General features: G+C 29.8%; 13 protein-coding genes. All 13 read right to left on the bottom strand.

From position 1 onward, the window contains the following. Window positions 1-2: 2 nt before the first annotated feature. The gene (locus BTO07_RS11165; protein ID WP_087521303.1) at window positions 3-248 is read right to left on the bottom strand and encodes a hypothetical protein; all 246 of its coding nucleotides are present in this window, start codon (window positions 246-248) and stop codon (window positions 3-5) included. A gap of 47 nt (window positions 249-295) precedes the next feature. Further along, complete coding sequence (locus BTO07_RS11170) at window positions 296-1282, bottom strand: sugar phosphate isomerase/epimerase family protein (RefSeq protein ID WP_087521304.1); 987 nt, start codon at window positions 1280-1282, stop codon at window positions 296-298. 65 nt (window positions 1283-1347) lie between these two features. Then, on the bottom strand, window positions 1348-2478 hold the full coding sequence (locus tag BTO07_RS11175; protein WP_087521305.1) for an alkaline phosphatase: 1131 nt from the start codon (window positions 2476-2478) through the stop codon (window positions 1348-1350). Between the two features lie 20 nt (window positions 2479-2498). Then, window positions 2499-4175: a glycoside hydrolase family 43 protein gene (locus BTO07_RS11180; protein ID WP_087521306.1), complete on the bottom strand. Its 1677-nt coding sequence runs from the start codon at window positions 4173-4175 to the stop codon at window positions 2499-2501. A 3-nt stretch (window positions 4176-4178) separates the two neighbouring features. Beyond that, window positions 4179-5270 (bottom strand): endo-1,4-beta-xylanase, encoded by a 1092-nt coding sequence (locus tag BTO07_RS11185; protein ID WP_087521307.1) that lies wholly within the window; start codon window positions 5268-5270, stop codon window positions 4179-4181. Window positions 5271-5385: 115 nt separating this feature from the next. Continuing rightward, window positions 5386-6753 carry an endo-1,4-beta-xylanase gene (locus tag BTO07_RS11190; RefSeq protein WP_087521308.1) on the bottom strand — a complete coding sequence of 456 codons (1368 nt, stop codon included), beginning with the start codon at window positions 6751-6753 and terminating at the stop codon, window positions 5386-5388. A gap of 14 nt (window positions 6754-6767) precedes the next feature. Next, the gene (locus BTO07_RS11195; protein ID WP_087521309.1) at window positions 6768-8036 is read right to left on the bottom strand and encodes a carbohydrate binding domain-containing protein; all 1269 of its coding nucleotides are present in this window, start codon (window positions 8034-8036) and stop codon (window positions 6768-6770) included. 163 nt (window positions 8037-8199) lie between these two features. Further along, a complete protein-coding gene (locus tag BTO07_RS11200; RefSeq protein WP_335682118.1) occupies window positions 8200-11424 on the bottom strand; it encodes a VCBS repeat-containing protein in 3225 nt (1074 codons plus the stop codon). A 230-nt stretch (window positions 11425-11654) separates the two neighbouring features. After that, window positions 11655-13142: a RagB/SusD family nutrient uptake outer membrane protein gene (locus BTO07_RS11205; protein ID WP_087521311.1), complete on the bottom strand. Its 1488-nt coding sequence runs from the start codon at window positions 13140-13142 to the stop codon at window positions 11655-11657. A 12-nt stretch (window positions 13143-13154) separates the two neighbouring features. Continuing rightward, window positions 13155-16145, bottom strand: a complete 2991-nt coding sequence (locus tag BTO07_RS11210) for a SusC/RagA family TonB-linked outer membrane protein (protein WP_232457019.1) — start codon at window positions 16143-16145, stop codon at window positions 13155-13157. A 52-nt stretch (window positions 16146-16197) separates the two neighbouring features. Next, complete coding sequence (locus BTO07_RS11215) at window positions 16198-18828, bottom strand: glycoside hydrolase family 3 protein (RefSeq protein ID WP_087521313.1); 2631 nt, start codon at window positions 18826-18828, stop codon at window positions 16198-16200. A gap of 286 nt (window positions 18829-19114) precedes the next feature. Then, complete coding sequence (locus tag BTO07_RS11220; protein WP_087521314.1) at window positions 19115-23272, bottom strand: hybrid sensor histidine kinase/response regulator transcription factor; 4158 nt, start codon at window positions 23270-23272, stop codon at window positions 19115-19117. 11 nt (window positions 23273-23283) lie between these two features. Next, window positions 23284-26142 (bottom strand): DUF5060 domain-containing protein, encoded by a 2859-nt coding sequence (locus BTO07_RS11225; RefSeq protein ID WP_087521315.1) that lies wholly within the window; start codon window positions 26140-26142, stop codon window positions 23284-23286. Window positions 26143-26320 lie beyond the last annotated feature (178 nt).

Below are 26320 nucleotides of genomic sequence, written 5' to 3' on the forward strand. Positions count from 1 at the left end.
TTTTACTTTAAAAGTTGATAATATAAATATCCCCAAGCTAAACCAACACTTGTAATTGTTGGATAGTTGTAATCTTCCACCTCTGCAATTACATATTTTAAACCTGCTTTTTCTGCTGATAAAAATATTTTATTAAAGTCTATTTTACCACTGTGCCCTAGTTCTTTATAATCTTTTACATGCCAACTTATAAATCGTTTTGGATACTTTTTAAAGTAAGTAACTGGGTTAATTTCAGCGACAACCATCCAATATAAATCTGACTGAAAATAAACGAATTCTGGATTGGTATTCTTTAATAAAAAACTTCTCCATCAATTGATAAAAATTCGTCTTTATGATTGTGATAAACAAACTGTAAACCTGCATCTTTACACATCTTACCAACCTTATTATAATAACTGGTGTACTTTTTTAAATCTTCTAAATTTTTGATGTTTTTGATATCATTATTAGATGTTGAAATGTATGCAACACCTGCCTTTTTATGATCCAAGATTGTTTTACGCCACCACTTCTCAATTTCTTTGTTGCTTTTATCAATTGGATTGTAAAAAGTCATAGAACCTAAAAAACGCATGCCGTTTTCTTCTACCAGTTCTTTAAATTTGGCAGGAGAATAATTGTAAAAAGAACCTTTTTTATATACAAACGTTTCTACATAACTATAGCCCATTCTTCCCAATTGTTTCAAGGTTTTTTCTGGATTTTCTTCCATTAAATCTTTAACAGAAACTAACTGAATGCCAATATTTTTATCCTTCGGGTTTTGTTTGATGTATTTTATTCCCCACAACTCCTTGTCTAAACTATCTGTAGCTTTTAAAACCACTTCTGAACTACTTAAAAAATTAAAATTCACTGTAGAAATATGTTCTCCATTTAAATTTTCATCTTTCATAATCCAAAGATTATTTTCATAAAACGCTCCTTTACCTATAAAGCATTCATTTTTCTCATTAATCCCTTTTGCTATAATTTTATCAGTTAAAGCATCATAAGAAATTAGTTCTACCAAAATAGTTTTCCATTCATTTTCCCTACTCTCAAAAACCTCGACTTGTAAACCATTTGTAAAACCAATTGTAGGTTTTACCACCATTTTAATCTTAGGATTTTTCCCTAAATCAACATCATTAATATTTTCTGCACCATACCAAGTACCAATATATTTTGATAACTCTTGTAGTTGGTTTTTTGATTTATGCTGAGCATTTAAAACCAAACCTTGAAAAACAAAAATGCTTAATAAAAGAAATCGTACTATTTTAGAATGTAACATTATTTTGAGTTTTAAATTCTGTAATAAGTGCTATAACCTTCAACTTATAAAGAAAAAAGAGTCTATTAATTCTCCTTCTTCCAACTTGTTAATTCAAATATTTTATGAAAAATTTCTGTGTTTTCATATATTCCAGAAAAAGATTCAGAACCAGGACCAAAAGCAAACACAGGTATTAAAGTAGCCGAATGTCCTTTGGTTGAAAACGTTCCTGTAATTTCCTTATAATCATTATAAGCTGTACCATCTTCTTTTTTCTTTGGCGTAGACGCTAAAGTAAATCCTCCTGTTTCATGATCTGCAGTTACGATAACCAATGTATTACCATCTTTCTCTGCAAAATCTAGTGCTTTACCTACAGCATCATCAAAATCGATCAATTCAGATATCAAATAATCTGCATCATTATCATGACCTCCCCAATCTATTTGTGAACCTTCTACCATCATAAAAAAACTAGATTTAGCAGGATCCTTATTCAAAAATTTTATCCCTAATTCTGTTGCATTCGATAAAAAATCTCCACGATCTTTAGACACTGCATTCATGTGCTCTTCTGCTAATAAATAAGCGATTTTAGAATGCTTTTTAATTTCTGTAAAACTCCCTAAAGCAGTAGTATCTACCTCAAATCCATTTACTTTTAATTCCTCTAATAAATTTTTTCCATCTTTTCTTTTATTCAAAAAATGTCTTCCACCACCAGCTAAAAAGTCTACATCTGAAGTAACCAAATCTAAAGCAATATCTTCATATTGACCTCTATTTAAAACATGTGCATAAAAACTTGCTGGAGTTGCGTGTTGTATTGCCGAGGTTGCAATTAATCCGGTTTTAACATGTTGTGGAGATAAAATTTCTATTAAAGTTTTTAGTTTCGTAGAGTCTACAGCAACACCAACTGCACCATTATACGTCTTTTGTCCAGTTGAAAATGCAGTTGCACCAGCAGCAGAATCTGTAATATCTTCTCTTGCAGAAGAGGTCCTAATAAGTCCAATTGACTTAAAACGTGCATAATTTGGTCTTGTTTTCTTGAAATAAAATGCTGAAGATACTTGAGATAATCCCGTACCGTCTGCAATTAAAAGAATAACATTTTTAGCCTTTGGCCTTACTTCTTCTTTAGTAATTTGTGGTTTACATGAGAATAATGTCATTAATAGAGCTATAAAAATAATACTTTTATAAGTCATGAATTCTATTTTTATTATTGTTAATATTTATTTGTATTCTTATTTTCAAACCAATGATAAACAGCTTTATTAATACTTTTTTCTCCTGATGAAGTTGTGTACATTCCGTAAATTGTACCTACAAAACCTCCAGCTATTTTTGTACTTAAAAAAGTAGCATCAACATTTTCATTTAAAGGAAGCCAATCTTTATTATTTATTGAATAGAAAAAACTATAATATTTACCTTTAGCTTCAATTTTAAAAGATATTTTATCACTCTTATTAATTGATTTAAAAGCGATTTCTTCTGTTCCGTTTTCTGTTGATTTCAATAATTGAACAACAGGTTTATTGTCTTTTAAACTCTTACACAAGTAGTAATAATGGGTTTCATTTTGAAAAGCAATTAAACCTGCTTTTTCATTTTCTGAAACTGTATTAAAAGATAGGTTTGTTGTAACATTCCCAAATAAATGTTTTTGTCTATACCCAATAAAACTTGGGTTTGAAGTTCCTGAAGTAGTTTCTGGACGTGTATTTATGGTTAATTCTCCATTTAAAAGTGAATACCATTTTTCTTTTGGTGTTCTTAAAAAGAGCCAATCAAAAGCTAAAGAATTAGCATTAAATTCATCTTTAAAATCCGCATTTCTAGATATTGTTTTAGTTGGGAATTTATCAATAGTAATTTTATAATTATCTTTTACAATATTTCCTTCTAAATCAAAAACGGGCCAATCATCTTTCCATTTTACTGGAACCATAAATGTTTCTCTTCCTGTATTAAAATGATTCTCATTATCATAAGGTCTACATCCTAAAAATACGCCCCACCAATTCCCTAAATTATCTTCAATAATATCTCCATGTCCCGTTGAGGTAAATGGATTTTTTCTATTATCACTTAAATTTCGTTGTGTTAAAATCGGATTATTTTCATAACTTTTATAAGGCCCAAAAATATTTTTACTCCTAAAAACTACTTCAGAATGATCTTCTGCTGTACCACCTTCTGCCGCCATTAAATAATAAAATCCATTTCTGTTATAAATATGTGGCCCTTCAATCCAAATTGGTTTATCTTCTGGATTTGCGCCCTTATTTATAATTATTTTTGATTCTCCAATTGTATTTAGACTCTCTACATCTAACTCAATAATTTTAATAGATCTGTGTCCATCATATTCTGGCGTATTATTAGGAGGATTACTATTAAAAACAACATACGTTTTTCCATTTTCATCAAAAAACATTGAAGGATCTATCCCCTCTACTTTTGGCAACCATGTTGGATTAGACCAAGGTCCTGCAGGATTAGTAGCAGAAATAATAAAATTGTTTTTACCACCAACAATCGTGTTAATAATATAAAACATTCCATTATGATAAGAAATTGCAGGGGCAAAAACGCCTCTAGAAACCTCTAAACCTTCTAAGTTTAATTGCTCTGGTCTGTCTAAAGCATTTCCTATTTGTTTCCAGTTTACTAAATCATCACTTTTAAAAACAGGAATTCCTGGAAAATATGCAAAAGTTGAGTTTATAAGATAATAACTGTTATCTACTTTACAAATACTTGGGTCAGGATAAAATCCTTTCAAAATAGGATTTAAAAATGTGGTTTCTATTACTTGTTTTATGTCTTTATTTTCCTTTTTAGTTGAACAACTTAGAATAAAGGCACTAATAAATACGGCTATAAAAAATTTCTTCATTACTTAATTTTTTTCTTTTAATCCTTCTAAAAATCCAAAATATGCAGGTTTAGGCTCAAGCTGTTCATCAAAAATAGTTGGCCAATCATTTATATTAAAAAACCCTTTAATCCATGTATCTCTATCAGTAAAGTCCCAAAAAGTAATTCCGTATTGTTGTTCTTTTGGCACTATCGTTTTATACATTTTAACAATGCTTTTATATTTCTTGGCTTGCTCTTGTTTCATTTCGTCAGTTAGTTTTTCATAAACTTGTATACCACCTCTTCTAGTGTCATCGTGTTTATTAAAAATAATATCTAACTCTGAAATATGAATTTGTAAACCTGTTTTTACTGCTTTTTTTAATGAATTTGCAATTACTTCATTTGGAGTATCCATTCTAATATGCATTTGAAAACCTAATCCAGATATAGGAACTCCTTTTGCCTGTAATTCTTTAATCATTTTAAGAGTACTATTCAGTTTTAACGTATCTCTTTCAATATTAAAATCATTATAAAACAAAATAGCTTCTGGGTCTGCTTCATGCGCATATTGAAATGCTTTTGCTATATAATCTTTACCTAATGCGTTGTACCACATTGTTTTTCTAACGTTACCTCCATGAGATTCTAAACCTTCATTAACGACATCCCAAGCAGCAACTTTTCCTTTATATCTTGTTACATACTTTGTAATGTATTCTTTCATAAAAGTACCTAACCACAAACTATCTTTAGCTGCTTTTTCTTTAACCCAATTAGGAGTAGAACTATGCCAAATTAAATTATGTCCAAATAATCTTTGATTGTTTTTATGTGCATAACCAACAATGCTATCTATTATTCCCCATGAATAAACACCTTCTTTAGGCGTTATATTATTCATCTTCATATCACTTGCTGAAGTAATGCTATTAAAATTACTTATCTGTAATTTTTGTAGCTTCTCATCTTTAGATAACGTTTTTATTTTAATTGCTGTTCCTATAGGGAAATCTGCATGCTCTTTTAATCCTTTTAGTTTTTCTTTTTTATCACTACCGTTACAAGAAAGTAATAAAGAAACTATTGTAATTATAAAGATTGAGTTAAAGTATTTACTGTAATTCATTTTATAATATTTAAAATATTAACTAATTATTTTTCACAAAAAAACAGTTAAATTTATAAGTATATATATTTAACTGTTTTCTAATTCAAAACTTCATTTAACAACTATTATTCACTTATTGTAATCCTTCTAAGAATCCATCATAAGCTTTCTTTTTATTGTAATCATCATCATACATTAGTGGCCAATCTGCATGACCCCAAAAATCTAACAACCACGATTCATTATCTTTTAAACCCCAAACAGTTAATGCATACTTATTATCTAATGGAATTGAGTTATAAATTTGAACAACTTCTTTAAACTTTGCTTTTTGTGCATCTGCTCTTTGAGAAGTTAAACTTGTTTGATCGTTATTAGGATTTGCTCTAATATCTAACTCAGCAAAATGTAATTTTAAACCTCTAGACACAGTACCATTTGCTACTGCCTGAATATTAGATTTTGATGGACCATTATATGAAATGTGCATTTGTGCACCAACTCCGTCAATTAAATCTCCTAAATCATCTACTATTTTAAACATTGCTGCTCTTTTACCAGAACTAGATGCCATATTATAATCGTTATAAAACAATAAACAATCAGGATCTGCGTCTCTTGCCCATTGAAAACATTTTTTAATGTAATCATCTCCCATTTTTTGTTTAAAAACAGAATTTCTTAAAGGGTTTCCACTACCATCGTCGATTGCTTCGTTTACAACATCCCAAGATCCAATTTTACCTTTATACCTTGTTACGGTTGTTGTTATATAATCTTTAACCATCGCTTCAAATTCTGAATCAGTACCAGTAAAATCATTTACCCAATCTGGAGTTGCATTGTGCCAAATTAGCGCATGACCATGGACATTAATTCCATTATTAACTCCAAAATTCACAATAGCATCTGCAGCAGTAAAATCGTAATTACCTTGAGAAGGGTACATTACATTCATTTTCATTTCGTATTCTGATGTAATACTAGAAAAATCACTTTTTAAAACCTCTACATGTTTACCACCAGCGTTTACTCTAGAAGATCTAGTAATATTACCAACAAAAAACGTTGTTGCAGCATCTTTTAATGCAGAAGTACTAGTTGACCCGCAATTTCCGTTAGGGCAAATTCCACCAGCTGAATTATCTACAACTACAGTTTTACTATCTACTGTTAAACCTGCGGCATTACTAACTAACAATCTTACAGAAAATGTACCATCAGTATCAAATCTTACTTCTTCTATTCCTGGTAAGTCTTGTACTAAACCATCTCCTTGTCCAAAATCCCATTCACTTATAAAGTCTCCAATTCCTGAAGTTTTGTTATCTAACAACAAAACATTTGGATCTGATGGAGAAATTGACATCTCAAAAGTTGCTTGAACTCTTGTTGGTGGAATAATTATCGGTCCATCATTATCAGAGTCTCCATCACACGAAAGTGTTAATAATAGTATTGGTAAGACTTTTAAAATATTGAATATATTTTTAATTTTCATTTATATCTCTTTTTTTAGTTTTTAACAACTTTTACGTTATCAATTATAAAATTACCTTTTAATTTACCCATATCTAATGCCAAAGATGTTATATCTGAATTAGCAGTAAATTCCCAAGAATATTTAGACCAAGTTGCAGTAGCTTCATAACCACCTGCATATTGTTCTGTACCTCCTGCACCAGGATTTGTAGAATATCTAATATTTGCAGTACCTTTAATCCATACAGAAGCTGTATAAGAATCTCCACTTACTGTATCAAAACCATCACTTACAAATTGTGTTTCCCATTCATTACCATCTGCAGCATTATTTACTCTTACTGCTCTAGAACCACTTACAACATCTGTAACTTCTTCACTAAAATTATCTGGTCCGTTGTTTTTACCCCAATTTGTAAAATCACTTCCAGTTCCTTCTTCAAAACTACCGTTTAACAATTCACTATCATTAGAAGGAGCAGGTAAAGCACTAGTACCTTCTACTAACTCTACTCCGTCAATTACAAAATTCCCTTTTGATTTCCCCATATCTAATGCAACAGTAGTTGTACTAGAATTTGCTGTTATTGTCCAAGAATGTTGTTGCCAATCTGCAGTAGCTGTAAAATTTGGTCCATATTGTTCAGTTCCTCCAGAACCTGGATTTGTAGAAAAACGAATTACATTTGAATCTCCACCTTTCATCCAAACTGAAATAGTATACTCTACACCATTTGTTGTTGGGGCAGCAGCACTTACTAATTGTGTATCCCATTCATTACCTTCTGCACCATTATTTACCACAATCGCTCTTACACTAATATTACCATCTGTAGATTCAGTCATATTATCAGCACCATTGTTTAAACCCCAACTTGTAAACTCGTTTCCTGTTCCGTCTGCAAAATATGCGTTCTCGATTAAGTTTTCTGGATTGATTAAAAAACGATCATCTGTTGGTGGTGGTAAAACTACTGTAACTGCTTGTGAAGTTTGTAAGTAACCTTCGTCTCCTAACATTGTTAATGTTACAATTTTTACACCATTAGAATCGTATTTATATTCTACGGTTCCTGGTTTATCAGCCGCAACTTTTTTTCCAGCTACGTCAAACTCAAAATAACTATAAAACTCTTCTTTATTTGGAGTTGTATTTTCAAAAACAATTACACTTGAATCTTCTTCAGAAACTGTTGTTGTAAATGTTGGTTGATTTAGTTCTGGTAATTTATTATCTTCTTCACAAGAAGTAAAAGCTGTTACCAATAATAAAAGGCTTAAAAGTTTAGTAATTTTCATCATTATTTATAATTTATTAAAAAATTCATTATTTAGAACTCTAAACTATAAATAGCATCTTGTTTAAAACATAAAAAATGATGCATTTGGTAAAAAAAATACATCATTTTGGGTTATTTATAGCATTCGCCTCGATTAATTAGAAATCATAAAAATAAAGTTGAAATTATTTATTAATATTAATGTAAATAACCTCATCATTATTTCTAACCACAATAATATATTTCTTTTCTCCTTTCTGAATTAGCTTCATTCCTTTTACATCTCCAGAAGCAAAAAAACCTGATTCTTTTCTTGATAGTGCATTAAATGTTCCATCTCCATTTCCTTGTAAAAAAGTACCATAACTAGCATCGTTTCTGGGCGTTTCTACTTCAGACATATGTAAATTTCCTGCAATTAAAGCATCTAGATTACCATCTTTGTCAAAATCTGTAACGAGGATTTCATTTATGCTAGAAACCTGAACTTCTTGTGGTAGTTTGTGCACAATTAACTTTCCATTTTTATTTTCTAAATAAATACTAGCAAAAGATTTTACTTGATAATGTAAAGATGATTCTAATGCTTTATCAGTAAAAACATCGACTAAAGTAGCTTCAGAAAAGCTTTCATAATCTTTAAATTTCTTTTTAATTCCTGGTATTTGTTGTGATGAACATGATCTACCTCTAACAGGATATTGTTTCCCTTCGTTATAATAACTTAATACAATATCTTCCTTTTTATTCTTGTCAAAATCGTTCACATAAATATCAAAAGTTTCATTCTCGTTGGCTTGATATTTATAATTAAGACCATTATTTCCTAAAATATAATCTGTATCTCCATCATTATCAAAATCCCCTTCATTAATACTCCACCACCAACCTGTAGTATTTTTATCTAAACCTAATTCATTTGAAACATCAGAAAAACCATTTTTATTATTTTTAAATACTTTAATTGGCATCCATTCTCCTACAACAATAATATCTAACCAATTATCATTGTTATAATCTGTAATTATTGCTGATGTTGCCATTCCTAAATCATTAAAAGGTTTTGCAAATTCATCTGAAAAGAACTCAAATTTGGCATTTCCTTTTGACCCAACATTTTTCAATAAATAAGTGGTTGCTGGCTGAGGATATTTACCAGGAATTTGACGTCCTAAGACTAATAAATCTTCTTTACCATCTTTATCAAAATCTGCACTATAAACTTTTGATCCGCTAGAAATAAATTTAGGTAAAGTACCTTTTTTTGCTTTTGATAAAATTCCGTTTCCATCATTTATATACAATCTGTCTTGTAGTAATTCTGATTTTTCATCAAACTCATAACCTCCACTAACCAAATACAAATCATTATCGCCGTCTGCGTCTGCATCAAAAATTAAAGCACCCAAATCTTCACATAAAATATCTTCTTCTAAAAAAGTAACATTTTGTGCTTCGAAACCTGTTTTTGTTTGATAAAATAAATTACCCATTTTACCTTTAGATCCTCCAATAAAATAATCTTCTAAACCATCATTATTTAAATCTCCAACGGCTAAAGTTGGACCTAAAGAAGACATTTTGTGAGGTAATAAAACTTGAGTTGCAAAATCATCATGTTTGTTTTCTAGATGTTTATGCTTTGGAAATAGATTGTTTTCTGCTGTAAATAATTTTTCTTTTTCTACTTCTTTTTGGGTTGATGGTTTTAATGCATCTTCATATTTAAAAGTAAGATTTTTATTTACAGATACATTTTTTAAAGTCTGTACATTTCCATTCTGCCAAACTACTTTTACTTCTTCAATTTTAGAAACAGCACCTAAACCAAAATGGATTTCTGGAGCAACAGAAGATTGAAAACCTCTTGTTAATGTTAACTCTTGCATTTGAGTTTTATCACCGGTTTTTACATAAACACGATTTCCTAATCCAAATTTATTTGTAGAATTCCCTGTAAAATTGACCTTTAAAAAATTACTTTTTTCAGCACTTTTATTCTCAAAAACAGCAGCATAATCATCTATATTATTTGTAATAATTTCTAAATCTCCATCATTATCTAAATCTGCATAAACAGCTCCAGTAGAAAACCCTTTAAACTCTATTCCCCATTTTTTATTTGCTTTTTCAAAGTTTAAATTTCCATTATTTTTAAAAATAAAGTTATCTATTTTCTCTGATGGAATTTTTAAACTCATCTCTAAAGATTTGTCCCTACCAACTTTTTTTTCTTCTAACTTATTAAAATAATCTCTATTATTTATCTCCCTTCTATTTCCGTTTGATACAAATACATCTTTAAGTCCGTCGTTATCAAAATCTGCAATTAAAGGTCCCCAACTCCAATCTGTAGAAGACATTCCAGTAATTCTAGACATATTAGAAAAATAAGGAATTCCATCTTTAAAAGCTCCTGAATTTACTTGAAGACAGTTTTGCATATATTGATAATGAAAGCCAGCATCTACAACACTCCAAAACAAATCAGGATTCATACTTGCCATATTTGCTTTCTGTCTACGATTGCTGTTGGCATCCATATCAACCTGAAAAATATCTAAAGAACCATCATTATTAAAATCTGCAATATCAGCTCCCATTCCATAGAACGCAGTGTGAGCAGTTGCTTTTTTCACCACTTCTTTAAAAGTTCCATCTTTTTGATTGATGTACATAAAATCTGGTGAATTAAAATCATTAGAAACATATAGATCTTGCCAACCATCATTATTTAAGTCGCCAGCAGTTGCACTTAAAGTCAAACCGAAATTTGTTAAACCTGCTTCATTAGTAACATTTGTAAAGGAGTTTCCATCGTTTCTGTACAAATGATCTGATTCAGCATCTTTTACATTTTCCATTCGTAATTTATACACAAATGTTGGAGAGCTAAATTTTAAAATTGGATAATTTGCTACATAAACATCTAAATCACCATCATTATCATAATCGAAAAAAGTGGCATTTATACTATTTCCTGCATCTGCTAAACCATATTTTTCTGCTTGTTCTGTAAAGGTATTGTCTTTATTATTGATAAAAAGCTGATTCTTTTTAGACCCAAACTTTCCTGAAACAGAGCAATAAATATCTAAAAAACCATCATTATTTACATCTGCCATTGTAACGCCAGTATGCCATTCTTTACTACCTGAAACACCAGAGGAACTTGTAATATCTTCAAATTTTAAATTTCCTTTATTTAAGTACAATTTGTTAGAAACTTGATTTCCTACAAAATATAAATCTGGCAAACCATCATTATTTATATCTCCAACAGAAACACCACCACCCAAATAAATATAGGAATACGTAAAGTAATTTATAGAATCGTTTTCTGTAAGAATATTTTTAAAGTCAATATTTGTTGAGCTATGTTTTATTTGATTAAAAATTTGTGATGGCACAGTTTCAACGTCCTTAGAACAGGAACTTAATATTACTAAAAAAATGTAAAAGCATATGAATCTAATACTCTTTTTCATAAGAAATGGTTTTAATTTTAAAATATAATCAACTTTCTAATATTAGAGAAATTAATAAAGAAATACACTATTTATAAAAACAAAAAAACAGCGCTTCGTTAGAATACGCTGTTTTAATCATCAACTCAAATCAAATTATAATTGTATTCTTATTAAAATCCAGGGTTTTGATCTGCACTTGTAACATTTACATTAGATGCAATTTCTCTATCTGGTATTGGCCATAACTCATTTTTTCCTGCTTGAAAATTTGTTCCTGCCAAAGCTGTTGAAGAAATTCCCCAACGTAATATATCATCAAAACGAACTTGCTCTCCACATAATTCAACTTTACGCTCTTGTACAATAGCATCGAAAACTTGTTGTTTGCTTAACGAAGTTGCTAAATTTGGTATACTAGCTCTTGTTCTAACTTTATTTATAAAACCAACAGCATCTGATTGTGTTCTAACTTCATTTGCACATTCTGCCATCATTAATAAAACATCAGAATATCTAATTACTTTTGCATTTATACCAGATTCTTGGTTTTCATTTGGTTGCTTATAGTAATTTTGATATTTTTTCCAAGCAACAGGTCTTATATTTCCTCCATTTTCTTTAAAATCTCCAGAAACAAATACACTGTTACCATTATTATAAGTATCTCCTTCAAAATAGAAATTACCATTTAATCTTTTATCTCCAGCTTCATAAGACGCAACTAAGTCATCTGTTGGGTATACATTAAACCAATCTACAACACCATAATCTTGTCCTCTATAAGTTGCATGATTTTTACCAGAACCACTAACAAGGCTAGACCATTTATCTCCTGTTCCTAAAGTTAAATCGTATTGAATTTCCCAAACAGATTCAATCCCATGTTCAGTTTCTTCTTTAAAGTTATCAAAATAATCAACCTCTAAATCATAACCTTTCATTTTTTCAAATGACGTTAATGCTTCTCCGTATCTTTTTTCATATAAGAAAACTTTTCCTAAAAATGCTTGAGCAGCACCTTTGTTTGCTCTACCATTATCTTCAGTTCCTTTAGATAAAAGATTAACTGAAGCATATTCTAAATCTTCAATTATTAAATTAATTACATCTGCTTTAGTGCTTCTAGCTTTTCCTTCTGGTTCTGTAAAATCTCCATTTCTTAATGGTACACCACCAAAACGATTCACTAATAACCAATAATATTGTGCTCTCATAAATTTTGCTTCTGCAATAAATTTTTTCTTACGTGAAGCACTTAATTCAGAATCTGGTATTGCGTTAATTCTATCTGCATTACCTATAACAAAATTTGCTTTGTTAACTCCTCTATAACAAGCATCCCAATATTCTGCAATTTGACCATTGGTAGAATCGAAAGAAAAGTCTGCAAATGTTACTTTATCTGCTTCTTGTTGTCCGTTACCGAATTGTTCATGCGCCATGTTATCCATCATATACCAAACTAGCCTTCCATATAAAGCAATTGTTTGTAAGTTAGCATATGATGCATTTACAGAAGCTTGTACTTGTGCTTCATTAGCAAAATAAGTTTCTGGCGATAATTGATTAGGATTAGTTAATTCTAAATCTCCTGTACTGCAGGATTTTATAGTAAAAACACCTGTAAGTAATAGTAATATTATTTTATATTTTTTCATGATTTTTCTTTTTTAAAATGATACCTGAATTCCGAATAAGAAAGATTTTGGTTGAGGGTAATTTCCTCTATCAATACCAAATTCTTGGTTTCCTTGACCTATCTCTGGATCTAAACCAGAATAATCGGTAATAGTTAATAAATTTTGACCACTAGCATATAATCTTATCTTAGAAAAAGCATCATTCAATACTTCGCTTGGTAATGTATATCCAATACTAATATTTTTTAACCTTGCATATGATCCATCTTCAATATATCTATCAGAAATTGAATGATTTTGAGGTGCTCCTGGGAATCGTGGTTGTGTTGTAGAAGGGTTACTTTCTGTCCAACTATCTAATAAAACCGGGCTTCCATTAAACAATCTATTTGCGCCACCTTCTAAATCATATTTGTTAGTATTGTAAATATCTACACCTTGAATTCCAGTTACAAAAAGGTTTGCATCCCAATTCTTGTAATTTGCACTTAAGTTAACACCATAAGTAAAATCTGGATATGGATTTGCTAACGTAGTTCTATCTTGAGAGTTAATGTCTCCATCTCCATTTAAATCTTTATACCTAACATCTCCTGGTTTAACAGTTGTTTGACCTGTGTTACTTGAAAATACCGCATCTACTTCTGCTTGGTTTTGATAAATACCATCACTTACCAATCCGTAGAATTGAAATAATGATTGCCCTTGTACAGTTCTAGAGATATTTCCTTTACCATCTTTCATTGTACCTCCTTCAAAAGCTTCTAAACTACCTAAATTTAAAACTTCATTGCTACTAGTACCTAAATTTACATTAGCAGACCATGTAAAATCTCCTTCAGTATCATTAAAACCAAGAACAGCTTCAAAACCTTTTGTTTCTACAGAACCTACATTTGCAGTTATTGATCCAGCATGAATTCCGTTAGATAGAGGAGCAGGTAAACTTAATAATAAGTCCTCACTTTTATTTTGATAGTATTCTAAACTTGCAGTAAACTTATTGCTAAATAATCCGAAATCTAAACCAATATTCATCATGGTAGTTTCCTCCCATTTTAAATCTGGATTAGAACCTCCATTTGCTGTAACACCAGCTCCGTTTCCAGATCCTATTGGATATTCAAAACCATCAGTTAATGAAGCACTATACAAATAATCTCCAATTTGATCATTACCTACAACACCATAACTAGCTCTTAATTTTAGGTTATTGACATTCGAATCATCTAAGAAGTTCTCCTCAGATAAATTCCATCCTAAAGAAGCAGAAGGGAATGTTCCCCAACGGTTATTAGCACCAAATCTAGACGAAGCATCTCTTCTAATTGCTGCAGAAAATAAGTATTTACCATCAAAATCGTAATTTACTCTTGCTAAATAACCTAATCTATTTGTTTCTGACGAACTACTACCTATAGATGGAGTTGTAGCTCCGAATTGAACTAACTCATCTGTAATCTCATTTCTTGCACTTCCACCAAATTGAGTAAATGTGTTTTCAGTTTTTTCTGCTAATGCTAAAAACTCAACATTGTGTCTTTCTGCAAACGTTTTTGAATAACTTAAACTATTTGTGAAAACTAACCCTTTACCTTCTTGTGCATTTCTACCATAACTAGCATAATTTTGAGCGTTTGTGCTACTACCCAAAACATTATCAGTATTAAAACTTGGTGTAAAGCTACTACCATCAAATCTAAAATAGTCTAAACCAACTTGTGATCTAAATTTTAATTCGTCTAAAATTTCAAATTCTCCATAAACACTACCAACGATACCTAAAGTTTTATTAATAGATGTTGTATGAGTTTGAATTCTAACTGGGTTTTCTGCATCTTGTCCGTCTCCAGCTGAAGAAGGTCCTTGAAAACCACCTAAATTATTAGGATTGTAAACAGGTAAATATGGAGCTGCTTTTATAGCGTGTACTATTAAAGATCTACCACCACCACTTAATTCTGGGCTTTGTTTACCAAAAGAGATAGACATACTCTCTCCAAATTTTAATTTTCCTTTTGTATATGAACTATTAGCCCTAAAAGAATAACGCTCAAAACCAGTATTAATAATAGTACCTTCTTGATTTAAGTATTCTGCTGAGAAAAATTGAGTACTATTATCTGTTCCTTTAGAGTAATCTAATTTATAATCTTGTAACATTCCTACTTCAAAAATTTCATCTTGGTAGTTTGTATTATTTTGATATACCTCTAATGGTCTATTTGGAAATACACCAATATTTGCAGCATGTTGTAAATACTGAACAGTATTCATAACATCATATCTATTTGTTACCATTTGAGCTCCTGTATAAGTACTAAATGATAACTGACCTCTTCCTTTTTTTCCACTTTTAGTGGTAACTAAAACAACTCCATTAGAACCTCTAGCTCCATAAAGTGATGTTGTAGATGCGTCTTTTAAAATAGAAACATTTTCAATATCACTAGGACTAATCCCAGAAAGGTTTCCTACAATTACACCATCGATAACAAATAAAGGACTGTTATTTCCAAAAGTACCCAAACCTCTAATTAAAACTAAAGGACTAGAACCAGGAACACCTCCATTAACAATAGTTACACCAGCTGCTCTACCCTGTAAGGCTTGCTCTGCGTTTGTAATTGGCAATGCTGCAATTTCATTTGCATCTACAGTAGAAATTGCACCTGTAACTGTTTTTCTACTTTGTTTACCATAGGCAACAATTACAATTTCATCTAATGATTCTTGAGATACTTCTAAAACAACATCTATATTTGTTCTTTCTCCAACAAGAATGGTTTTACCAATCATTCCAATATATGCAAATACTAACTCGTCAGTGGACTTAACTTTGTTGATCTTAAAAAGACCATCAAAGTCTGTTTGCACACCTTTTTGCGTTCCTTTTACTATTACACTAACACCAGGTAATAATTCTCCTGTAGAATCTTTCACTGACCCACTAACGGTCTTGGATTGTGAAAACATACTCTGAGAACATATCATAACTAATGCTATGATAGCGATTTTCATTTTTATCATTTTGAGTAATTTAAATTAATTGAATTTGTTTTTATTTATTTATTTATTGAATTTGAACTTTTGTAATTAAAACGTTATCTTCTGGTGTAACCGACTTATTTGGTTGTTTACCACCAATACTTATATTTATTATACCAGATTCTATGATTCTTTTTCCTTCTTCAGAAATTCTTGCATATTTTTTTGCCGGAATTTTAAATGTTACTTTTTTTGATTCATTTGCTTTTATAAAGACTTTTTCAAAATTGACTAAACTTCTTATTGGGTTATTTTTAATTTTATCATTCTCATGAGTAACATAACATTGAATAACTTCTTTTCCTGAATATTTACTGTTATTTTTTACATCAACAGAAATTAGAATATCATCATTCTTTGCAATTTTATCTGATATTTCTAAATTTGAATATTCAAATTTAGAATAACTTAAACCATAACCGAAAGGAAATAATTGCTCACCTTTAAAGTATTTATAAGTTCTGTTTTCCATGTTGTAATTTTTAAAATCTGGAAGATCTTTTACAGACTTATAAAAAGTTACGGGTAATTTTCCTGACGGATTATAATCACCAAAAAGAATATCTGCAATTGCTTTACCTCCAAACTCACCAGGATACCAAGCTTCTAAAATTGCAGGAATATTTTTTGCTGTCCAATTAATAGCTAAAGCACTTCCATTCATTAAAACAACGACTGTTGGTTTGCCCAATTTCTGAATCTTTTTAACTAATTCTAATTGTGTTTTTGGTAATGTAATTTTAGATCTATCACCTTTATCAAAACCTTCTATAACTATAGGCATCTCTTCACCTTCTACTTCTGGAGATAATCCTAAACATAGAATTACAACTTCAGATTTTTTTGCAGCTTCAATTGCTGGTGTTAATAAGTCTTCATTTAATTTTTCCCAAACTAAATGTGCTTGAGGGTCTGATAATGTATTACTATATTCAATTTTAATTTTATATGATTTTTCAGCTTTTAATTTAACTTCAAAATATTCTAATTTAGGATCATAATCTGCACTATATTCAAACTTTAAAGAATCATTAATGTATAATTTTGCATAGCTACTCGCTTTTAATCCAATTCTATAATCTCCAGATTCTTTTGGTACTATTTCTCCAGACCATCTCACTGAAAAATCATCCGATTTCAACTCTTTTATAGGTCTATTTGGTGTCCAAATAAAATTGACAGTTTCATCACTTCTTATAAATACTGGTTCTCCTTCAAAATTACTATTGGTATAGTATTCTGCTTTAAGACCTTTACCTTTTTCGTTTTTTAAAACCTCTTTAGGAATTGCTTTTAATGTTGGCCATTCTTTTGCTATATAAGAACCTAAAGCATAATTAATAGTTGTGTTTGGTAATTTTTCTTGCAATCCTTTTAACGGTGTAATAAAATTATGAGGTGTTCCGTGATAATTACCTAACAATGCTTGTTTCGAATCTGCATTCGGGCCAATTACTGCTATCGATTTAATATTCTTACTTAAAGGCAAAATATTATTGTCGTTTTTTAACAACACCATAGATTCTTTGGCAATTTGTTCAGACAATTTAAAATGTTTTTCACTAGCAACAACATCGTATGATATTTTAGACCATTCAACATCCTTCTGATCATCAAACATTCCTAACTTAAAACGAGCTGTAAATAATCTTATTAAAGCAACATCCAATTGTTTTTCATCTATTAATTCTTTTAAAACAGCCTCGTTTAAATTAGGATCATATACACTACCACAATTTAAATCTGTTCCACTTATTACAGCTAAAGCTCCAGCTTCTTCGGGTGTTTCTACAACTGCGTGTTTATCTTCTTCCCAAAAATCATTTACTGCCCAACAATCTGAAACCACATAGCCTTTAAAACCCCAATCTTCTCGTAATATCTTTTGAAGTAACATTTCACTTCCACAACAAGGTTTACCATCATATCTATTATAAGCACACATTACAGAATGCACTTTTGCTTCTTTAACAGCGGCTTCAAAAGCAGGTAAATAGGTTTCGTATAAATCTTTTGTTGTTGTTACATAATTATCTTGATGTCTCGATTTTTCTGGACCACTATGAACTGCAAAATGTTTTGCAGTAGCAACAACTTTTAAATACTTTTCATTATCACCTTGTAAACCTTTTATATAGTTTACACCAATTCTACTAGTTAATAATGGATCTTCTCCGTATGTTTCTTGACCTCTTCCCCAACGTGGGTCTCTAAAGATATTAATGTTTGGAGTCCAGAAAGTAAGACCTTGTCCCATTCTTCTTTGTCCTTTACTAATAAATTGATGATATTTTGCTCTAGCTTCATCAGAAACTACAGTTCCCATATCAAAAATTAAGTCTGGGTTCCAAGTTGCGCCCATCCCTATTGCTTGAGGAAAAACAGTTGCTTCTCCAGCTCTTGCAACTCCATGCAAACATTCGTTCCACCAATTATATTCTGGAACATTTAATCTTTCAATAGCAGGAGCATCATATCTCATTTGAGATATTTTTTCTTTCAATGTCATTCTACTAACTAAATCAGAAACTCTCTCTTCAGTTGTTAAAGATTGATTTTCGAATTTAAGATCATAACCTTTTTTGTTACATGACAAAACAAAAAACAACGAAATGAAACATACATATAATATGACTTCTGATTTTATTACTCTCATATTTATTTTGACTTTACTCAAATTGATAGATTAAAGATTAAAACTAATAACAGTATTAAAATACCTACGATTACTATTTCTGAAATTATATTTCTTATTGGATATTTTTTCTGCATAATTAACTCTTAGTACTTCTCAAATATAGAAAGTTGATGCACCTTTGAGTAAAAAAAAGAACGCATGAGGTGTTAATTTTGGCTCTTTTTAGGGTAAAATAGCACAAACACACTATCTGAATTAGCTTTTAGTAGCTAATTTTACATTTAAGGAGGAAAAATGAAAAGAGTTATTGTTTTTCTTTGATTACAACATCGGTTGGTAGTTTTCCAAAATGTGCTTTAAAACATTTTGTAAAATAGGATGCAGAAGAGAAACCAACTTTAAAACCAACTTCACTTATAAATGCGGAACCTGTTTCTAATATTTGATATGCTCTTTCTAATCTAATTCTCCTTAACAGTTCGTTTGGAGTTTGCCCTGTTAAAGATTTTATTTTTCTGTATGATTGACTTTTACTTAAGTTTAATTCATTAGCTAATTCTTCTACACTTAAACTAGAATTACTAATATTTTCACCTATGTATGCTAAAACTTTATTAATAAATTCTTTGTCTATAGAAGTAGCATTTGTATTCTCTTTTGCTCCACTAACCTCACTAAAGTATTTATCAAAAATTAATTTTCTACTTGTAATTAGTTGAGAAAGTCTTAATGTAAGTAAACGCATATCGAATGGTTTGGTCATATAAGCATCAGACCCGTGTTCAATTCCTTCAATACGATCATCAATTCTTGCTTTTGCGGTAAGCATTAATAAAGGAATATGACTCGTTTTAATATCTGTTTTAATACGCCTACAAAACTCAAAACCATCCATTTCTGGCATAATAACATCTGTTAAAATAACATCTGGAAAAGATTTTTCTGCAATCTTTAAACCTTCTACACCATTAATAGCTGATAAAACCTTGTATGTTTTACTTAATTCTGTTTTTAAATAATTTCTTAACTCTGTATTATCTTCAACAACTAAAATAGTATATTTTTTAGATGCTATTTTTTCGTTCTCATATTCCTCCTCTTTTCCAGAAATTTTATTTTCAGGGATAAAGTTTATCTCTTTTTTAGAAAAATCTTCTTCTAATTTGAAACTCTTAATTTCATCTTTAGAAAAATGTTCTTTTCCTTTTGGTAAAATTATTCTAAATGTAGTTCCTTCGTTTATTTTACTTGTTACTTCAATTTCACCTTTATGTAACTTAACAAAACTACTAACTACTTCTAGCCCAATACCTGTTCCTCCATAGTACGTTTTGTTAAGACTTTCCACTTGATAAAATCTTTCAAATATTTTATTAACCTGTTCTTTCTCTAGCCCTTTACCTGTATCTGATATTACAATTTCGACTACTTTTACTGGTTTAGTTGATGAAATAAGAGGTAATATATAGTCTTCATCATTGTCAATTAAATTTACATTAATCACACCATTATCTGGAGTTACTTTCATTGCATTTGACAAAATATTGAAAATAATTTTTTCAAGCATACTCTGATCTGCCCAAGTTTTAATAGATGACATTTCTGTATCTAAAGTCAAAAATATATTTCTATTTAAAGCTTCTTCTTTAAAGAAAAGAACAATATTCTTGGTGAAATCTACCAAATTTAATTCTGAAGCTCTAACTCTTACTTTATCAAACTCTAACTTTCTTAAATCCATTAGCTCATTTATAAGCCTAAACAATCTATCAGAATTTCTATAAATAGTGCTGTGTTTAGATTTAACTCTTTCTGGTAAATTTAAATCCTTATCCCTCATTATATCTTTTAAAGGATTTAAAATCAACGTTAATGGCGTTCTAAACTCATGAGAAATATTCGTAAAAAATTGTAATTTATTTTTATTTAAAATCTCTTCTTGAATTCTTTGAGTTCTTTCGTTTTTTATAAGTTCTTTTTCTTTTATTCTATTTCTTGTTATTTTATTTAAAAGTAAAACTCCTAATCCAAAAAGTAAAATATAAGAAGCCAATGCCCAATTTGATTTCCACCAAGGTGGTAAAATTTTAATTCTTAATTCTAGTGGAGTTTCATTCCAAAGTCCATCGTTATTTGCTGCTTTTAACTTAAAAACGTAATTTCCATAATCTAAATTTGTATAGGTAGCGCTTCTTTGATTCCCTACATAATTCCAAGATTCCTCTAAGCCTTCTAAGTAATAAGCATATTGATTTTTTTCAGGTCTAGTATAATTAATTCCTGTATATTTTATAGTAAATACAGATTGTTTATGATTAAATTCTATACTTGATGTTTCAGTAATTGTCTTTGTAAGCGGTGAGTTTTCTTCACTAGGAACTACATCTTTATTAAAGATTTTTAAGCCTGTTAAATAAAGTGAAGGTACACTAGAATTTGTACTTAAGTCTTTTGGATTAAAAAAGTCTACACCTTTATAATTTCCAAAATAAAGCTTTCCTTCTTCATCTCTTAATGCTGCATTAAAATTAAAATCATCAGACAACAAACCATCATTCGTTGTGTAATTAACAACTTCATTAGTTTTTGTATCTAACTTTGAAATTCCTGAATTTCCACTTACCCAAATATCACCTTTTTTATCTTCAATTATACTTGCAATATTTTCTTCATTTAATCCAGAAAACTTGTTAAACCATTTAAATTCGTCTGTCTTTTTATCAAACCTACATAACCCAGCACCTCTTGTACCAATCCAAATATAATTATCTGTACTTTCATATAAGGATAATATGTGCGTTGAACTTCTTTGGTTATTATTGGACTTAGCCATTGGCTTAACAAAAGAACTTATATTAAATTTTCCTTCTTTATTATTTATTTTAAAAAGCCCTGTAGTTGTTCCTAACCAAATAGAACCTTCAATATCTACCAATATTTTTCTAACATCGCTTGTATTTATACCATACTTTACAAATTCTTTCGAGTTTTGGTTTGTTAAGATATTCGTTTTCGGGTTAAAAGTATAAACACCTGTGTAAAAAGTTCCAATCCAAATAATTCCTTCTTTATCTTCAGTAATACTTAAAATTGCATTTGATAATAATTTTCCATTAGAATTTTTGATGTTAATATTGGTAATTTTTTTAGATCCATCTTTTAAGATGTAAATTCCATTATCCCAACTTCCAGCCCAAATATTCTTTTTACTATCAATAAAAATAGTTTGAATATGATTACTTGTAAGACCTGAATATGTTTTATCATTAGATGCATTGATGTGGTCTACTTTAGATGTTTTAATGTCAAAAACATCAATACCTCCACCATCCATCGTAATCCATAATTTATCATTAGCACCTTTTACGATACCAGTAACTGATCCTGTTTGTAAAGAATTTGGATTATTTTCTAAGCTTTCTATATTATCAAATTTATCAAATAAATGATCACTGACAACAACACCATTATTATAATAACCCATCCATATTCTTTGATTATTATCAACAAATAATGACCAAATTGAATTAGAACGAATACTATTTTTGTCTGCTTTGTTATATAAATATGTTTTAATTAAAGCTCCTGAAGAACTTAAATGAAAAAGTCCATCGTTTTCAGAACCGATTAATAAAGTATTATCTGCTAACTGAACAATAGACAAAATTCGTTTATTAGTAATTGTAAAATTTGAGAAGCTAACGATGTTTTTATCTTTAACTTTAAATTTATAAATTCCATTTCCATAAGACCCTACTAACAAATTATCTTCAGTATCAACTAACATATACTGAATAGGAATTTCAAAAATAGTAGCAGAAATATCTGCTAAACATTTAGGTTTTATTATTTGAGAGTTTGCAATATCTACCTCTTTAAGTCCTAAACTAGTTCCTAAAAAAACAGTACCACTTTTGTTAACTTTTATACTATTTACAGAAGGTATACTTCCATCTTTTGTTAATAACCTTTTAACTTTTCTTGTTTCTAGATTCAAACTAAAAAGCCCATAATTTCTAGTACCTATGTATAAATTTCCATTATGCTCTAAAATACTTAAAACTGAAATATTAACATCTTTTAATTGGCCAACAGATATTTTTTTAAACTGATCTAAATGCCTATCATAAAGGTTTAAACCATCTTCTGTACCAATCCAAAGGTTATTGTCTTTATCTAAGTATGAAGAAAACACAAGATTACTACTTATAGATGTTGCATCTTCTTGCATAAACTTGTAAGAAGTGTAGTCTAAACCATCAAACTTATACAAACCAGATCCATTTGTTCCTATCCAAATAAACCCATTATTATCTTGAATAATGGTATAAATACCAACTTTAGAAATACCCTCTTTTATCGTTTCAAAATTAAAATTTCGCATTTTATTTTGTGCCTCAATATGTACACAGAAAAATGTGCATAAAGACAAAATAAAAGTAATACACCATTTAAGTTGCATAATTTGGAATTTTAATTAGGACTAAAATTACTATTTTTTGTTAGAATAAAACGATCCATTTTAAAACCATCTTCTCTCATAGAAAAAGACAGCACGTATTCTCCTGATTTATCAAAGTTTAAATGAATTGTTTTTTCTGTACCACAATGGTTATCTGGCATTCTTTGTGCAGAAGACCAAGTCCATTTATTTTTACCATCACACCATTGTATTCTTGCACCACTTTCTTGCCAATTTTCATTAAAACCAACATGTACGCCATTATCTTCTGTACCTGTAGAAAGTGCATTTACCCAAATATAATATTTTCCAGGGTTATTTATTTTTATTTTATATGATATAACACCTCCTGTACCAGTAATTGGAAAGAAGTTTTCGCCCAAAATAAGTTCATCATCATGAGTAACTCTAGTGTCCGGTAAAGCCTCAACATAACTATTTTTATTGGCAGAATTGCTATAATTTCCTTTAGATAAAGCTATACTTATTTTATCATTTAAAGATCTTACAACCCAATTTCTTTTTGTGCTATTGTTATTTTTATAATGATAGTTTTCTGCCTCAATTTCTAACATTCCGTCTTTTTCTTCAAAAGGTTTTGTGTCTGCTAAAGTTTTTAGCAACGAATAATTTTTAGGAGTAAAAGTGATAGAACTCCATCTTCCTCTGGACCATGCCGTTTCATTTCCTTCAGGAATTAAACCATTTGTAACCGCTTTAGAAGTTACTTCTACGATATCATTTTTACTTAAATAAATGTTATCTATTTGATGACGAACATTTTTAAAAGACTCAGAAACTCTAGGGTTTTTAATCGTATCTAAAGCAGTACCATTAATTTTAATTACATAAGATGATTCTCCATCATTTTCTGCGGTAGTTACAAAAGTCAAATTATAAACTCCTGTAGTTCCTTTAAATTTAGCTATTGCAGTTGCAAATTTGTTTCTATTGTTTTTTTCTGATGCATTAATTGCTAATACATTGTTAGGGTAATCTTTGTAATAAGACAAGCCCTCTTTTTTTAATAAATCGAAATCTTGAATTGCATTTAAACTGATGATTTTTTGCTCATTTCCTTTCGGACTTTCTTTTTCCTTTTTGGTTGATTTAATAAGAGCAACCCAATCTTTATCTTTATTTGGCGGAAAACCAATTGATTTTTCACTTCCACCAGTAATTTTTTTAATAGATCCATTTACCAGTTTCCCTCCAGTTCTTGGGTTATACCATTTAACAGTGTATTTATTTTTTGAACCAAATAAATTGATTTTAGTCTCTTTTACTTTTGGTAAATAAATAGCATAGGTTTTATCAGTTTCTGCAAAAACATAATCATGTGGATTATCTGTTAAATCATCTGCAGACTGCATTTTATCAAAAGATAAGTAATTATTAAAAAAGTCTAATGCATATTTTGTTTGATTCCAAACGTTTTCTCTAGATCTCCAATCTTCACAATTTAAATCATTATGAGCAAATTTATATCCAAAATACCATTCTACTCCTGCTCCACCAGCCATTAAATTCCCCCATAAAACTTTCTGTCTTATATGATCGTGATTGGGGTCATCTGCATCTGGTTTTGCTCCAGCATCTGCAGGTCCTATTTCATCTTGAGAAACAACCCAATTCTTCCCTGTTAATTGAGATTCAGCAATCCATTTTTTTGTAATATTATGAATTAAATTGGGACTAGCTGTTTGCATAGAAGGACCATCTAAAAACTCATAACCTAACAAAGGTTCTAAATACAAATCTTGTTCTTTAGGTATAGAATGTGTGTGCAAAGCAACAAAATTATGGTACGGATCATGTGTTTTAATATACTTAGCCATCGCTTTTCTATCTTTATCACTTTGCCCTTTTGGAGACCAATGAACCGGTCCATTTTCTTCTCCTAAATTCCAAGTAATTGCTAAGTGATGTGCAAATCTTGCAATTAATTCTCTGTAGTATAATTTACGTTGCGTTTTTAATTCGCCAATATCTAACAGTAATTCATTTTCAGTTTCTTGAGTAACAATATGCAACATCAAACCTAAATTATCCATATGATCAAAGACAATTTCCCATTGATCTAATTTACTTGTATCAAAACGAGTTCGGTCATTTTTAGTTATCCAAGGCCAAACATCTTTTCCATCTCCTTGTACATTCATTGTTAAGAAATAGACAGAATTCATTCCTTTAGAAGCTAAATAATTTAGTGCTCCAATAATGTTTTTCCCCTTTCCGTTTTTCCAAGTTGGGTTTCCTTCTTTCCAATCTTTAAAATGCGGTTGATATTTATGAGTTGCTGGTGTTTCATCAAACTCATAATATCCCAAAAAGTTTTCTGGACTGTCAGTTCCTCCTTTTAAAAATGGTTTGTTAGATTCTGAATAATATAAGTAACGTTTATCTTTATAAACTAATCTTCCATCAGTTCTATTTTTACTTTCATTGATTAAAAAACTGCCACTTTCGTTATCAAAACCAACAGATTCTCCTGCTTTATCATCATCATTTATAGCAATTTCATTTCCTTTTTTAAAAGAAACTTTATATGTCCATTTACCGATCTTATTTGGCATAAAACGTACTTGCCAAACTTTTCCTTTTTTTACGCTTGTTTCTGCAGCATTTCCATCAGCAGCAAAAAAACCAGGAATCGTTATTTCTTCATCCCCATTTTTAAAAGTTACATTTAGTCTATAATTTAAGAACGGATTATCTTCATCATTTTCACTAAATTCTTTGTGATTAAAACTAATTGTTATTTTGTTCCATTTTTCTAAACTCCCCTCAATTTTACCTTGAGAAAATAGAGTTAAATTAAAAATAAGTAACAATGAATAGAGAATAATACTTCTTTTATTAATTGACATAAACTAAAAATTAAATTGTATATGATTAGATCATTGGTAAAATGATGAAGATAAATATTTATTCTCTTTAATTGCTTTTTCTGTGTCTATAAAATGAATAATTCCTCAACCTTCTATAAAAAATAAAATTACACTTAAACTAAATTTAGTAATAACAAAAAACGTGCATGATGTGTTA

The sequence above is a fragment of the Polaribacter sp. SA4-12 genome, assembly GCF_002163675.1.
Classification (GTDB): Bacteria; Bacteroidota; Bacteroidia; order Flavobacteriales; family Flavobacteriaceae; genus Polaribacter.

Bases quoted from the DNA above. Each gene is read 5' to 3' on its own strand.
- BTO07_RS11165 (WP_087521303.1), bottom strand. From the start codon at position 248: ATGGTTGTCGCTGAAATTAACCCAGTTACTTACTTTAAAAAGTATCCA.
- BTO07_RS11170 (WP_087521304.1), bottom strand. From the start codon at position 1,282: ATGTTACATTCTAAAATAGTACGATTTCTTTTATTAAGCATTTTTGTT.
- BTO07_RS11175 (WP_087521305.1), bottom strand. From the start codon at position 2,478: ATGACTTATAAAAGTATTATTTTTATAGCTCTATTAATGACATTATTC.
- BTO07_RS11180 (WP_087521306.1), bottom strand. From the start codon at position 4,175: ATGAAGAAATTTTTTATAGCCGTATTTATTAGTGCCTTTATTCTAAGT.
- BTO07_RS11185 (WP_087521307.1), bottom strand. From the start codon at position 5,270: ATGAATTACAGTAAATACTTTAACTCAATCTTTATAATTACAATAGTT.
- BTO07_RS11190 (WP_087521308.1), bottom strand. From the start codon at position 6,753: ATGAAAATTAAAAATATATTCAATATTTTAAAAGTCTTACCAATACTA.
- BTO07_RS11195 (WP_087521309.1), bottom strand. From the start codon at position 8,036: ATGATGAAAATTACTAAACTTTTAAGCCTTTTATTATTGGTAACAGCT.
- BTO07_RS11205 (WP_087521311.1), bottom strand. From the start codon at position 13,142: ATGAAAAAATATAAAATAATATTACTATTACTTACAGGTGTTTTTACT.
- BTO07_RS11210 (WP_232457019.1), bottom strand. From the start codon at position 16,145: ATGAAAATCGCTATCATAGCATTAGTTATGATATGTTCTCAGAGTATG.
- BTO07_RS11215 (WP_087521313.1), bottom strand. From the start codon at position 18,828: ATGAGAGTAATAAAATCAGAAGTCATATTATATGTATGTTTCATTTCG.
- BTO07_RS11220 (WP_087521314.1), bottom strand. From the start codon at position 23,272: ATGCAACTTAAATGGTGTATTACTTTTATTTTGTCTTTATGCACATTT.
- BTO07_RS11225 (WP_087521315.1), bottom strand. From the start codon at position 26,142: ATGTCAATTAATAAAAGAAGTATTATTCTCTATTCATTGTTACTTATT.